Source organism: Spiroplasma endosymbiont of Sarcophaga variegata (assembly GCF_965178695.1).
Lineage (GTDB): Bacteria > Bacillota_I > Bacilli_A > Mycoplasmatales > Mycoplasmataceae > Spiroplasma > Spiroplasma poulsonii.
Genome location: NZ_CBCXVU010000002.1, coordinates 1629206 through 1643299, shown reverse-complemented (window position 1 = coordinate 1643299; position 14094 = coordinate 1629206). Strand labels below are relative to the sequence as shown.

Annotated in this window: 15 protein-coding genes and 2 pseudogenes; all 17 read right to left on the bottom strand. The window is 27.1% G+C overall.

Annotation, left to right across the window (positions count from 1 at the left end; all coding sequences use genetic code 4):
* Positions 1–47: 47 nt before the first annotated feature.
* Positions 48–1145, bottom strand: coding sequence for an aminopeptidase P family protein (locus ACOBME_RS10740; protein WP_338966410.1), 1098 nt, complete (start codon positions 1143–1145; stop codon positions 48–50).
* Positions 1146–1264: 119 nt separating this feature from the next.
* Positions 1265–1984, bottom strand: a complete 720-nt coding sequence (locus tag ACOBME_RS10735; protein WP_419335248.1) for a transketolase C-terminal domain-containing protein — start codon at positions 1982–1984, stop codon at positions 1265–1267.
* Between the two features lie 167 nt (positions 1985–2151).
* On the bottom strand, positions 2152–2991 hold the full coding sequence (locus ACOBME_RS10730; protein ID WP_338966408.1) for a 1-deoxy-D-xylulose-5-phosphate synthase N-terminal domain-containing protein: 840 nt from the start codon (positions 2989–2991) through the stop codon (positions 2152–2154).
* Between the two features lie 13 nt (positions 2992–3004).
* On the bottom strand, positions 3005–3679 hold the full coding sequence (locus ACOBME_RS10725) for a hypothetical protein (RefSeq protein WP_338966407.1): 675 nt from the start codon (positions 3677–3679) through the stop codon (positions 3005–3007).
* Between the two features lie 6 nt (positions 3680–3685).
* Positions 3686–3907, bottom strand: coding sequence for an exodeoxyribonuclease VII small subunit (xseB, locus tag ACOBME_RS10720; protein ID WP_040093613.1), 222 nt, complete (start codon positions 3905–3907; stop codon positions 3686–3688).
* Positions 3897–5189 (bottom strand): exodeoxyribonuclease VII large subunit, encoded by a 1293-nt coding sequence (xseA, locus tag ACOBME_RS10715; RefSeq protein ID WP_338966405.1) that lies wholly within the window; start codon positions 5187–5189, stop codon positions 3897–3899. The genes xseB and xseA overlap by 11 nt, the downstream gene beginning before the upstream one ends.
* Positions 5190–5270: 81 nt before the next feature.
* On the bottom strand, positions 5271–5711 hold the full coding sequence (locus tag ACOBME_RS10710; RefSeq protein WP_338966403.1) for a hypothetical protein: 441 nt from the start codon (positions 5709–5711) through the stop codon (positions 5271–5273).
* Positions 5712–5726: 15 nt separating this feature from the next.
* Positions 5727–5861 carry a hypothetical protein gene (locus ACOBME_RS10705; RefSeq protein ID WP_419335245.1) on the bottom strand — a complete coding sequence of 45 codons (135 nt, stop codon included), beginning with the start codon at positions 5859–5861 and terminating at the stop codon, positions 5727–5729.
* 57 nt (positions 5862–5918) lie between these two features.
* A complete protein-coding gene (locus ACOBME_RS10700; protein ID WP_419335243.1) occupies positions 5919–6491 on the bottom strand; it encodes a hypothetical protein in 573 nt (190 codons plus the stop codon).
* Positions 6492–6503: 12 nt separating this feature from the next.
* Entirely contained in the window at positions 6504–7559 is a 1056-nt protein-coding gene (locus tag ACOBME_RS10695) for an FtsX-like permease family protein (protein WP_419335241.1), read from the bottom strand.
* Between the two features lie 45 nt (positions 7560–7604).
* On the bottom strand, positions 7605–10193 hold the full coding sequence (locus ACOBME_RS10690) for an ABC transporter permease (protein ID WP_338966397.1): 2589 nt from the start codon (positions 10191–10193) through the stop codon (positions 7605–7607).
* Positions 10194–10445: 252 nt separating this feature from the next.
* Entirely contained in the window at positions 10446–11408 is a 963-nt protein-coding gene (locus ACOBME_RS10685; protein ID WP_338963247.1) for an IS1/IS1595 family N-terminal zinc-binding domain-containing protein, read from the bottom strand.
* A gap of 223 nt (positions 11409–11631) precedes the next feature.
* A pseudogene (locus tag ACOBME_RS10680) lies at positions 11632–12240 on the bottom strand (spiroplasma phage ORF1-like family protein); the annotation flags it as partial.
* A gap of 9 nt (positions 12241–12249) precedes the next feature.
* The gene (locus ACOBME_RS10675; protein WP_004027616.1) at positions 12250–12486 is read right to left on the bottom strand and encodes a hypothetical protein; all 237 of its coding nucleotides are present in this window, start codon (positions 12484–12486) and stop codon (positions 12250–12252) included.
* Positions 12486–12885 (bottom strand): annotated as a pseudogene (locus tag ACOBME_RS10670) (hypothetical protein). Before ACOBME_RS10670 ends, ACOBME_RS10675 begins: the two are co-directional and overlap by 1 nt.
* Complete coding sequence (locus tag ACOBME_RS10665) at positions 12878–13891, bottom strand: hypothetical protein (protein ID WP_419335239.1); 1014 nt, start codon at positions 13889–13891, stop codon at positions 12878–12880. The pseudogene ACOBME_RS10670 and the gene ACOBME_RS10665 overlap by 8 nt, the downstream one beginning before the upstream one ends.
* Positions 13891–14094, bottom strand: coding sequence for a DUF2649 family protein (locus ACOBME_RS10660; RefSeq protein WP_126821076.1), 204 nt, complete (start codon positions 14092–14094; stop codon positions 13891–13893). Before ACOBME_RS10660 ends, ACOBME_RS10665 begins: the two co-directional genes overlap by 1 nt.

The window sequence follows — 14094 nt, the reverse complement described above, 5'->3', positions numbered from 1 at the left end:
GAAAATAAAAAAGATAAGAAAAGTAATTTGTGTTTTTGTCAGTTTCATTAAATTAAAATTAAATCACGCTTTGCTTCTGTTAAAAGTTCATAACCATTTTCTGTTACTAAAATATCATCTTCAATGCGAACACCACCGACATCAGGAATATAAATCCCGGGTTCAACAGTAATGATCATCCCCGGTTCTAAAGGAACATTACAAAATGGTGATACTCGTGGAAACTCATGAATTTCAATCCCAACCCCATGCCCAGTTGAATGGGTAAAGTATTGACCATAGCCTTTACTTGTAATATAGTCACGACAAATTTTATCAATTGTTGCAGTGCTAACACCTGGTTTGATTGCTTCAATCCCTTGTTTTTGTGCTTGATAAACAACATCAAAGATTTCTAACATTTGTGGTGAGGGTTTTCCTAACACAATCGTACGAGTAGTATCAGAACAATAACCATTATAAATACAACCAAAATCAATTGTAATTAATTCGTTATTTTCAATCACTTTATCTGTTGCACGACCATGTGGTAATGCTCCCCGTCAGCCCGAAGCAACGATTGTGTCAAAACTTGGTTTATCGGCTCCTTCCTCAATAAAACTATTAATAATAATTTGTTCAACTTGCCGTTCCGTCATTCCTGGTTTAATATTTTTAATTACATTATTAATAGCAATATCACCGATTGCGCAGGCTTGTTTTAACGCATTAATTTCCTGGTTTGATTTAATTGTTCGTAACTCAGAAAAATCAACTGGTTTTAATTCAATCGTTGCTAAACTTACTGCTAAAATTTGATAAGTTAAATATGTTAAATAATCACTTTCAAAAGCTAATACTTTGACTTTGTTTTTCGTTAAATCATTTTGTAACATTCCAAAAAAACCACCAGCATTATTTGTTGTCATTTCCTGAACATTAGTTACATTTTTTGCTTGTTTTTTTCCGGCCGTAATATATCTACCATCTAAATACAAAATTGATTCATTTTTTGTAAATAACAGATATCCTTCTGATGATTCAAACTCAGAAAATCAAAAACGATTAACTGTTGAATGAAACAAGATCCCATCAACTTGATGTTTTTTTAAGTATTGCTCTAGTTGTGCTTGTTTATTTAATTTGAATTTAACATATTCTTTCATATTCCCTCTCCTTTTTCATATATATAAATTTAACCCTTATTGTCCTAGAATACAAGGTTTTTTTATTTAGTTAATTAAATTTTGTAAAATTTCTTCCAGAAGATTACTGTTATTTTTACCTAAGCCGTTTTGATAACCATAAAATGAGTAATGGTTGTTTTATGCCGTGGTAAAAAATCAATAATTTTTGCATATAGTCCTGTCTGGTTAATAACTTCTTCAAAAACAATAATTTGTTGATAATTATCTGCACTAATTTGTCCTAACATTGTTTTATCGACGGGATTAATAAATCTTGCATTAACAAGGTTAATTTTATTAGTTGCTAATTTAGTAATAATGTTTTGTGCTTTTAAGACATTATTACCATAAGTTATTAATAAGATTGATGCATCGCTATTATTAATAACATATTCTCAATCACCAAGGTTAAATTCTTTTATTAAAGGTTGTGTAACAATCCCACTTTTTGGATAGCGAATAAAAAATGGGTTTTGTTTGTTTGCAAGAGCTAATTTAAACAAGTGATCAAATTCACCAGTTGTTGCTGGTTGACTAATAATTGGAATATCACCCATACTATTTAAAAAACCAACATCATAAATACCATGATGACTATCACCATCACCAGGTGATAAACCAGCACGATCAATTAAAAAAATAACAGGTAACCGGTTACGAACAACATCATATAAAATTTGATCATAAGTTCGCTGCAAAAAACTAGCATACATATTAACAACAACTTGGTGATTATCTAACGCAAAACCAGATGCTAATGTAATTGCATATTCTTCTGCTAAACCAACATCAATACAATATGGTGCATTTTTTATCATAAACTCTTCTAAGTAAATCGAAGCTTGCATTGCTGCTGAAATAAAATAAAATTTCTCCGGAACAGTTTGAAAAACTTTTTCAACTGTTTGGGCAATATGATAACTTCATTCACTATTTTTGGTATCTTTTAAACTATATGAATGATACTTTTCTTGTTCTGCTTGGGTTAAACCATAACCATAACCTTTTTTCGTTTTGACATGAACAATAACACTACTTGAACTTTTTTTGCTTGGCGAAAACTTTTGCTTAGTTTCCGAAAGTGATGGCCATCAACAGTGCCAATATAATCTAAGTTAAATCCAGCAAATAATCCTGGGATTGCAAAACTACGAATAATTTTTTCCACTAATAAATGCGCTAACCATAGTAATGTTAATGGTGGAATGTAGCGTAATACTTTTGAAATCTTACTAGCACTACGATATAACCATCCTGTTCGAACTTTACTAACTGTTGTATGTAAAATATTAACATTTTTTGAAATACTCATTCCATTATCATTTAAAACAACAATAATTTTATTTGAAATTAATCCTAAATGAGTCAAAGCTTCTAACGTTAAACCATTTGTAAACGATGCATCACCAATTATACAAATAATATTATTATATTTTGGATTATAACTATAAGCAATTGCCGTTGATAAACCCGTTCCAGCATGGCCATTTGAAATATAATCATATTTACTTTCATTAACGTGTTGAAATGCTGCTAAACCATCAGGTAACCGAATTGTTGAAAAATGGGTTTTTCGATCAGTTAAAATTTTGTAAGCATAAGTTTGATGACCAGTATCAAAAATAATAATGTCATTGTTGTCAATATCAAATGTCTTTAATAAACTAATTGTTAATTCAACTGTTCCTAAATTACTAGCTAAATGACCCCCATTTTTAGTTACTGTTTCAATAATCAGCTGGCGAACATCATTAGCTAATTCAATTAATGCTTTTGTTTTCAAATCCTTTAGATCATAATGACTCTGATAATCTCTTAACTTCATCTTCTAACCTCACTTAATATTTTTGTAAAAAATAATTAATTTGCTGTACAAAATTGTTGAAATATAATGGCGTAATTTCACCAATTAAATAATGACAATTAGCTGTTACATCTAATTTAATTTTATAAATTTCAACATTCGCACTATCTTTAAATAGTTTTTTCATTACTGTTAAATTAATTAAAAAAACAAGATAATATCCATAATCAAAGTACAATTTAGCATTACGTTTTTTCATAAAAGGTTGATAAAAAATATTGGCAATAAAATTATATAGCAAATCAAAACGATAGTATTTTGCAATACTTTGATCATCAATTTTAACATTCGCAAAAATTTCTTTTTCATGATTAGTATCAATTTTATTAACTAAAATTTTTTGTTCCAATTCTTTAATAACTTTTAAAATCTGAATTTCTTCTCGTTTTACTCCCGGATGTCGAACATATTGCATATGATAATAAATTAAAACTAACTTAATTAAAATAATACTATCAAAATATTCTTGTTCATCAAAGTTATTTAATCGTAATAAATAAACAAAATTCTTAATTAAAATATCTTTTTCATCAAATGTTTTAAAGTCTTTTAAAACAACTGAACTTAATTTCAATTTAAATAATTTTTTTCTAATTTTATTATTATTTTTTTTAACTCAGCCACTTCGTTCAAAAATTTGTCCTGCCATAATAAATTATTCTTCATCAACTTTAAAATCAGTCGGATTATTATTTTTCACAATTTTAGTGACTTTATCTTTAATATCTTGTAATTTAGTTTCTGCTAATTTAGTTAATTTAATTCCTGTTTCAAAAGCATCAATAGCTTGATCTAATGGTAACTGATTATTTTCTAAATCATTAACAATTTGTTTTAATTGTTCTAAAACTTGTTCAAATGATTTATTATCTGCCATTTTCTTCACCATCCTTCTTAATTGTTTGTACAACTGACTGAATAATTCCATCTTGCACACGTGTCATAATTATATCATTATTCGTTACTTGTTGAATTGATGTTAACACATTTTTATTGTTATTATAAGTAATACTATATCCTCGCGTTAGTGTTTTTAACGGACTTAATAAATCTAATTTACTTAATAAATTATTTTTTTTATATTCAATTGCTACCATTTGTTGTTGCATTAATGTAATTAACCTTTGATAATAGGTTTGAATAACATTCTTGTTTGCTAAGAAAAAAGTTTCTTGACAAACATTAAACTGTTTTACTAATAATTGATAATAATGTTCTTGTTGTGCATACAATGCTTGCGGTTTTGTTAAAACATAACCATTCCTTAGTTCTGCTACTTTATCTGCTAATTTATCAACTTTTGTTTTAATCGTTGTTATTAGAATACGTTGTTGTTGTTTTAAAAAATTCATTAATTCTTTTTGATCTGGTGTTGCTAGTTCTGCCGCTGCGGTTGGTGTTGGTGCTCGTAAATCACTAACAAAATCTGCTAAGGTAAAGTCAATTTCATGACCAACCGCTGAAATAACAGGAATTGTTGCTTGAAAAATTGCTTCAACAACTTCCAATTCATTAAAAGCTCACAAATCTTCAATACTACCACCACCACGGCCAACAATCAAAGTATCAATTTTAGGTTTAAAAGCTAAAGCTGCTTTAATGTTTTTGCGAATATCGTGTTTTGCATCTTCTCCTTGCACTAAGCTTGGAAATAAATAAATGTTAGCTTGAGGGTAACGTCGATGAATCGTAGTAATAATATCACGAATGGCAGCTCCAGTTGGAGCGGTAATAACCCCAATATTAGTTGGAAACTGAGGAATTGGTTTTTTTAATGACTGATCAAATCATCCTTTTTTGCTTAATTCTTGTTTTAACGCTTCATATTTTAAGAACAAGTACCCTACCCCATGCAAAGATAAAGTAACAACTTGTAAACTATATGTTCCCTGCGGCTCATATACTTTAATTGAACCAGTCGCAACAATTTTTAACCCTTCTTTTAATTTAAACTGTAAATTTTTAGCATTAAATGCAAACATAATTGCTCGAATTTGTGCTTTATCATCTTTAATCGTAAAATAAATATGTCCTGATGAATGGTTTGTAATATTAGAAATTTCACCTTGTAAAGAAATATTAATAAAATTAGGATTTTGTTCAATTGATGTTTTTAAATAAGCATTAACTTCACTAACCGTATAAATATTTTTACTCATAAAACTCCTCCACAAGCCATTGTCTTCCAATTAAATAATATCATTGAAAAGAATAAAAATTAGTTTATTTTTAAACTAATTTTAATAAATATTATTAACTTCTTCTAACTGATAATGATTGATTCGAAACATTTTATTATTTTGTTCATCAATAAGATAACTACGAATATTATTTGTTGTTTCTTTTTCATTAATAATTTTTTTTAATAAAAAAGTTTGGTTTAAGTAATCGATTTGGTATAAATTCCCGAGTGTTTTCATAAGATATGTTACACCTTTTGCGGTAAATAATGAATTTGTTGTTAAATATTCTTCGCCAGGAATAAATCCTTGTTTTAAATTAAGAAAAATTGGCGTTGTTAAATCTAAAATTCAATCAGAACCATCATATTGTAACTGAAATAAAATTGGATCTAAATTTTCTGTTGCTGGATTAATAACAGCAGCATATAGTTTATTACGAATTTCAATGACTTGAATTAACGCAACGGTTAATAAATTTCATTGATCATGCCCTTGCACTTTAATTACTTTATATTATGGTGAGGTTAATTGACCATTATTAACATTTTGGATTGCCATATATAATTGCTTCTTATTTGGAAAATGTTGCACAACATTAATTCGCATTGTATTATTTGGAATTTTGTTAATGTTTTTTGGTCACATCATACGACCAAGTTGTAATAAATTTTGATGATTAAGTGTATCACAATCTCACTGTAATAATTACTGATCCGTTGTTTGATAACCTGTTGTTGTTTTTTCAATTGCAACGGCCCCCTGACTACCAAGACCTAATACACTATTATTAGTAATTTGAAAAGCACTACTTGTGGTAAAAACTAAATTAGGTTTAATGATTTCATCAGGAGCTAAATATTTTAAAAATAATCAAAATGATTGCTTAGTTAAAAACTCAAAACTATTATTAATATCATATTTTACTTCAAAAATTATTCCAACTGAAAAATTATGATCATCAAGAATTTGTCCATCCCGATTTAAAACACTTGTAATTTTAATATTACTGGGTGTAACACCATAAATATTATTATCGCCACCCAATGCTTGATAAATAGTATTTACAGCATAAGTTTTACCTTCCGACAAGGTTACTTTGTTATTATCAGTTTCAATTTCTTGATATGTCTCAACTGTATTTGTAATCTTTTGAATCGCTAATGCTAAGGTATCTTTTTGAACCGGATATAAATTATCATTTGTTGCACAACTTATTAATGTTGAAGGTAATCCCAACATTAATGTTCCAACTGTTAAAATTGTTCATATTTTTTTCATTAATCCTATCTCCTATTCATCACTTAAGGTAACGATTGTTTGAATTGGTAACTGGTTAATTTTTCTTGTTGATAAAACAAAAGTTAAAGTAAAAATAAAACTAATTATTCCAAAAATAATAATAAATAATAGCCATGGCATTGGTAAACTTAATGGTAAATTAATCGCTTGTAAGTCGATTTTAACCGCAAAATAAACACTTGTTCAAACGAGGAAAAAACCTAATAATCACCCTAAAATTGCAAAAGGAATAAAAATTGCCAAGGTCATACTATTAATTTCTCCGCGCCGGTAACCAAAAACCCGCATTAAAGCAATAAACTTAGTATATCGTTCCATAAAAACATCTGTCACCAAGAAAATAATAATTGATACTAATGCTCCTGCTAATACAGTCGTAAAATAGCTTAATTGATTAACAACTTGCTTTTTATTATGCAAATAATCAACTTTCCCAACGGCTGAACTAAAAAAAGTTAAACCACCACTCAACGCGTTATCGGCACTAATAGAAGATAAGACATAACGTTGAAATTTATCAGCTGGTTGAATTGCTTTCGTATATTTACCATTAAATCATTGCGGACTGTCTTGATAACCAAGGACTTGATTTCCTCATTTTTGATCTAAAAAAATCCGTGCTTGATCATAAGAATGTTGAATTCCAACAACTTTAAATTGATAATCAGATAAAACATTAAAGTTAGATGTAGTTACTCGCAATAACCCTAATTTCAAGGCTTGACCATACCAATTTTTACCAAAGCCACCATTTACTAAATCAATTAATGATTTTAAATGATGGTCAAAGTTTAAATCATATGCCCCAATAATATAGTTATTTTGTTCAATTTTAGTAACTTTATTATTCAACAAATCAATTTTAGTGGGACCACTTCCTGGATTAATATCAATTTTGTCCTGACTTCAAACATAGGCATCAATCATATTAACTGGTAAATTTAATTTTAATCCACTAATTGAAGCATATGGTTGATTAACATTTGTTCCTCACTGGTCATTATTGGTTCCTGTTAATAAGGCGTTTGTTAAATGCGATAAATTCAAAGTTCAAGGGTCATTTGTAACATTACCATTTTGATAAGTTCACCACTATGGTTTAATATCATAATATTGTTGATCTTTGCCTAAATATTGTAATCGTTGTTGATTTGTATAAAAATTAATAATATCATTTGTTCTTAAATTATATTTTGTTGCTGCTGAATCATTAATTGCAATTGGAATTGTTTTGCCTTGATTTGAAGGAGGTTCTTGTAGTTTTGTCTTTAATTTATTTGTAAAAACAACTTGGTTATCATTAACATCAAGACCATATGATGAAATTTGATTTTTTGCACTATCACGAATAATCCCGTTAACAGCAGCAATTTTTGTATCAAAACCAGTGAATAAACTATCTGTTTTTTTATCATAAGCCATTGAGTTGAACCCAAAATTAAAACGTAACTGATATTTTTCATTTGCTGCTCATTTTTCCTTAATAACCGTTGGTAAAATTGTATTAGTTGCTTGTTCAATACAATATGATCATTTATGTCATGTTGTCCCGGCTGCTTCTGAATTTGAAAATGGTGATTGACCAAATAATTGTGGTAAAAAAGTACATGTTACTAATGATAATTGATTATCCAGTCGCGTCTTAATATTAATATCAGTTGGTAAATCATATAAATAACGTAATAACCAAACTGAAATATTGCTTCCTTTAAACACCATCATGTTTTGTACTAACATATTAACAACAAACGAAGGATAAGATGTACTGTAATTAGGATTAGTTGCTAATTCTTGTAAAGTAATTCATTTTGTTGTATTATCTGCCCCACGGGCATAAACATATGGGGCAATTGGCACATTTTCTAACTTTTGATAAATTGGGTCATTAACCCCGCGATAATCAGGAACATCTTCACTAGGACTATCATAAAGTTCATACCGACTTAATGGATTATTATAAATAACATTTTGATAGTTCAATTCATTGGCATAATTTAAATTTTGATAATATTGTTTACTTAAGGTTTTAATACTATTTGGAACCAAAGCTGCTAATGTAATCTTTCCAGTAGCAATAAAAGTTGTTATTAGGAACATAGTAACTGCTTTTCAACTTGCCCCTAATAACACTAACCGAAAGCGCGTTTTAAATGAACGATTAGTAAAATATAATGATAACCGACTAATTAATTTGTTTGGTTTAAAATCACGATTTGGATTTATTAGTGCTAATACCTCCTGTCCCAATATAATACTACATTCAATAACAACAAGAACAAAAATAATACTTCCTGCCAAAAGGAAAAATAATAATATTTGTCAATTAACAATAAAAGTACTTGGTAACACAAAATATTGTCCAAATAAGTTAATAATTGGCACCTGGAGTCCTAAACCAAGTAATCATCCAATTGGTGTTGCAATAGCTAAAGCAGTTAAGAAATACATCACATAGGACAATGCAATTTTAAAATTATTATAACCATTTGCTTTTAAGATACCAATTTGGCTACGTTGTTTTTCAATCATACTCTTTAATTGAATAAACAAAATAATCATAACAATAACAGCAAAAAAGATTACAATCCCAATTGTGACTAAATGATAAATTTTAATCGCATTATTTAACAATTGATAACGATTATTGACTAATTGGTTTGCATTAAACTTACTAAAACTAACATTATTAATAACATCAGTTTTATTTTGAAAGATTGCTTCAACTGTTTTTCCCAAACGATTAATATTATCAGCTAAATAAACCCGATAATAATTTAAATCAGGTTCCATATTATTTTGATTAGCACCATGATATGTTAGTTGAACGGTACTGACATCTTGATACTGTTGACTAGTAAATCCTTCGTTATTGTAACCAAATAAACGATTAAACATTTGCGGGTGGACATAAATAATTGATTCATTACTTGCATCAGGTAAAAAATCAGTATCATAAATTGTTGGATAAATATTTTGAGTATCACCCCCAACAGCTTCAATATAAAGCTTTAATTGATTAACTAAAATTGTATCATCAAAACGTAAGTGATTTGCTTTAAAATACTGTGGTAAAACAATTGCTGTATCAACCATTTCATTTAAACCACGATCAAATCATTTTGATTTCTGTAAGATTTTTAACTGCCCCGAATTATAGGGTTGTGTTCAGTCAATAAATTTATACTTTTTACCATCAGTTGTTCAAGCAATTGCCTGGTTTCGATTAATAACTTCAAAATTACTAACCATTCCCAACATATCTTGATAAGTTGTTAAAAAATCATTATTAATAAATTTATTATTATAATCATACTGGCCAAAAAAGTCATATGTACTTAAATTACGAACTTTATAACTACCGTTTAGTAAAAAGTTTTTAGTAACATTACTATGATCGTTTTTATCATTTAAAAGTTGGATAATATTATCATTTTTAGCATCAGTTAAAAAATAACGATAATTTTTGACACCAGTACAACCAGTACTATTTTGACAATCAAGTTCTTTTAACCCCAAAGTATTATTTGAATCATAAATTGGAAAACCTAATGTTCCCTGCATTCCCCAATATTTATCAGTTGCTGCTGTTGGTGTTAAAAAAATTCGATCGGCACGAGCAACATTTTTACCAGGATTATTAATTCCTAAATTCTTTGTTTGCCAATGTTCACCTAAGTTCACACCATTAATAAATTGATTTAGCAGATTAACATCTGTTGTGTTATTTTTTAAGGCATAAACTTCAATGTTTTTATATACCTGTATACTGTAAAACTAAATCATAAAAAGTTATAATTATATTAACATATTAATCATGAAATACAATAAAAAAGCTTTAATTTTGTCGAAAACTCTTGATGAAATAAAAAAAATCATCAATATGACAATTTGAAAACTAATTTTGTGTAAGATTATGATTTTGCTTTAAATTTTTTAAACGTTAAAATATAATACCGTTGATTGTTGGTTTGGTGTTAAACCTTTGTGTTGGTATTTTCATTTTCAGAGCTTTAAATAATTTTGAATATTAGTGAAACCCAAACCATGATAATGAATTAAGGCTTCTTTAAGACTGGATTGTAATTTACTAATCTTATTTAACTTTTGATAACTAGTATCAGGGTTTGTACTAGTTTTGGTGGAATATAGAGTAGAATTTGTTTGTTTTGCTACTAATAAATATAGTGGTTGCATATCAGAAATAATTATTGATTTTTCTTTAATTAGTTGCTTATTCATATTTTCAATAATCCATTGTTTTTGTAATCTTTTGGTATTGGTGGATTGAACAAAAATATTATTATTGCTATCAACTGCCATTTGAATACAGCATTTGGTATCAGTTGAAAATGGATCGAGATGAGTTTTTCGTTTATCAAATTTATCTTTAAAATTGCCTTTATGAATTTCTTTAATAAATGTTTCATCCATTTGGATTTGACCATTTAATTTTTTAAATTTTAACTGTGTATTTTCTAATTGTTTTGATTGCATTAATTTTTGTCGATTATATCAAGCGGTTTTTGGGGTTGTTTTAATAAAACGAGAAATTATTTTACTAGATTGTCCTAACAATGAAATTTGAATTAATAAATTTCACTGTTCATAATTTAAATGACTTCAATAAGTAAAATGATGACGAAATGCATCAAAACTAGCACGACATTTTTTACATAAATATTTTTGTTTTCCTTCGGAATTATGACCATTTTTAACACAATGAAAAGATTTGCAATTAGGACATATAATGCCTTTATCTCTAAATTTTTGATCAATTTCATTTAAACGTTTTTGTTTTTTAATTAAGTCTGCTTGTTGTTTTATTTTTTCATAAAATTCTAAAAATTGATCATCTGTTAAGCTATTTATTAATTCTGTAATTATTTTTTTCATCATTTATTTACCTCTATATATTAAAAATATACCTAATTTTAGGTATATTTTATAAATATCAAGAGTTTTCGACAAAATTAAAGTGATTATCTATTTCAGGAACTTGTTTATCAGTTGGAATACTTGTATTTTCTCATCTGTATATTGACTTTAAAAATGGATATGTTGTTTTAATACTTGTACTTGTTGTAAAATGAATTAAATCTATTGCATATACTGCATCAGTTGAATTAGTTGATTTAGATATTAATATATATCATTTATTAGTTGGTCCATGGTTCAATTCATCTCCTGAATATCATTTTCAATTCTGAAATTTTAAATTAACTTGTTGCAAATTGTCAATACTTTTTTCTAATTTATTAATTATTTCAACAGTATTAAAATACTTAGCAAAAGAATAAGAAAAATTTGTTAATTCTTTTAGAAATTGTTTTTTATCAACATCATAAAATTTATCAATGTTATATTGTTTAACATAACTATCTCAATTTTTGTATAAATCCATAAATTCATTACTGGGTTTATCAAATGAAATCCCCGTTGAATAACTATCCTTTAAAAAATCTAAATATCATTTATCATTATAAGTTAATGATTGCGATGTTTTTAAAGTTGGATTAATAAAATAATTGGTTTCAGACCAATTTTCAAAAAAACTACTGCGTAAAAACATTGTATTAATAAAATCAGTTTCATTCATTCCTGTTGTTTGTTGATTAACAGTATAATTTTGTTGATTTAACGGTTTAAATGCTGTTAAAGTAATAAAAGGAATAATTAAACCTAAAAGCCCTAAAAGTCCTATTGAAAATAAAGAAAATAATTTTTTCATAAATAACTCCTAACTATATAATGTTTTTGAAACAATAAACCCAACAATATATAAACTTGATATTGTTAACATTAACGGATGACTAAACAAAATTGCCATCTTACCAAATAAAGAAAGTAAAAAAGTATCTGAGTTATATAAATCCATAATAATATTTTTTGCTGATGTTAATTGATTAATAATAACTGTAATAAAACCAGTACCAAATATAGCAATTGCCGCAACCAATAAAACTAGTCTAATCATTATTTATGCACTCTCCGATATCCTTGTTCTCTTGTTTTTGCTTGTTTTGCTAAACTTGATAATTGTTGTTTATTACGATTAATTTTAAACTGTTTACGCTCTGTAATATGTTTTTGCATACCTTGTTTAGTATCTGAAACTCCACGAGCAGTCGCAGAATAAATATTTGATACCCCCGTTTGTACTATTGAACCTAATTCGTTATATTGTGTTCTTGTGCCGTGAATTGCATAAATTGATAACTTAACAACCATAAAAAAAAATAATAAAATAAGCAATTGTTGTATTTGTCATTGGTAATTTAGTATTTCAAATTACATCAAAAATAAACAAAAAAACATCAAAAATAAAACTAAAAATCTTATCTCAATTACTACTTTCTGACAACAAATTAATCATTTTTATCACTTCCTTTTTCTTTTTTAGGTTTTAAATTCTTTTTCAAAATATCAATATCAAACAATTCTAACCGCTCTTTAACACTCAATTTAGTAATTTCTGACCAATAGTATTCTTTGTTATTAATTATTTCATCATTTTTTAAATCACGAACAAACTTTAATCATTGACTATCATATTTCTGTGCAAATTCTAACGGAATAATTATTTTAAAAAACCGAATTCCTAAACCAACATCTGACTTATGTTTTACTCGTTTACCTTCTGCTGTTCGTTCTACTGATTTTGTTTTTCAAATTTCATAATCCGTAATATCTTGAAAAATACCAATTCGCATAATAAAGAAACGATTAAAAAAATTAAATCCTTTTTTAGCAATCGGTTTTTTAAGTGAAATTGGAATAATAATACCACTTGCTAATTGTCGGATATTATTTCAAATCATACCCTCACGCTGTGCTGTAAACAAAGCACGATTACCAAAATGTCTTGCTAAAACAATTCACGGAATTTTACCACTATGGACTTTTTTCTCATCGTGAGGACTAGTTCCATCAATATATAAATAACTTTCATCAAATAAAATAACACTATCATCAGGGGGAACTGGTTTTGTTCTATCTGTAAAATCTAAATTTTTAAATGTTAAAACTTTAACTTTCTCATCTTCTAACGGATAATTACTATAAATTTTATCTGTTAATAATTTCATAGTTTGTGATAAATAAGTTAAAAGTAAAGTTTTTCCGGTTCCTAATTTACCAATAATAACTGATAACGGATTATCTCAAACAAAACTTACTAACCGAAAAGAATTTAACTGATAAAATATGTTTTTTCAAACTCATCATACAAAATAAACACATTGCAAAGCAAATAATAATCAAAATACTAAACCAGTATAATTTAATGAAATTATTCAAAATAACAAATCAATTAAACTAAACAAAATCATTGAACTACTAATATAACAATAATTTTTTAAGAAAAATACAAACTTTTTCATTATTTAAAATACCCAACTATTTTAAAAATCATTCATAACAAAAACCAAGTTAAAAATAAAATAACAATTCAAACACCAACCATCAAAGTTAAATATTCATTCTGTGTCAAAGTCCAAGTTGTAATACTTTCAACATTTGTTTTATTTATAAACAAAAAGACATGAATAAAAAACTCTTTTAATTTTTCTCAATCATTTTGCAT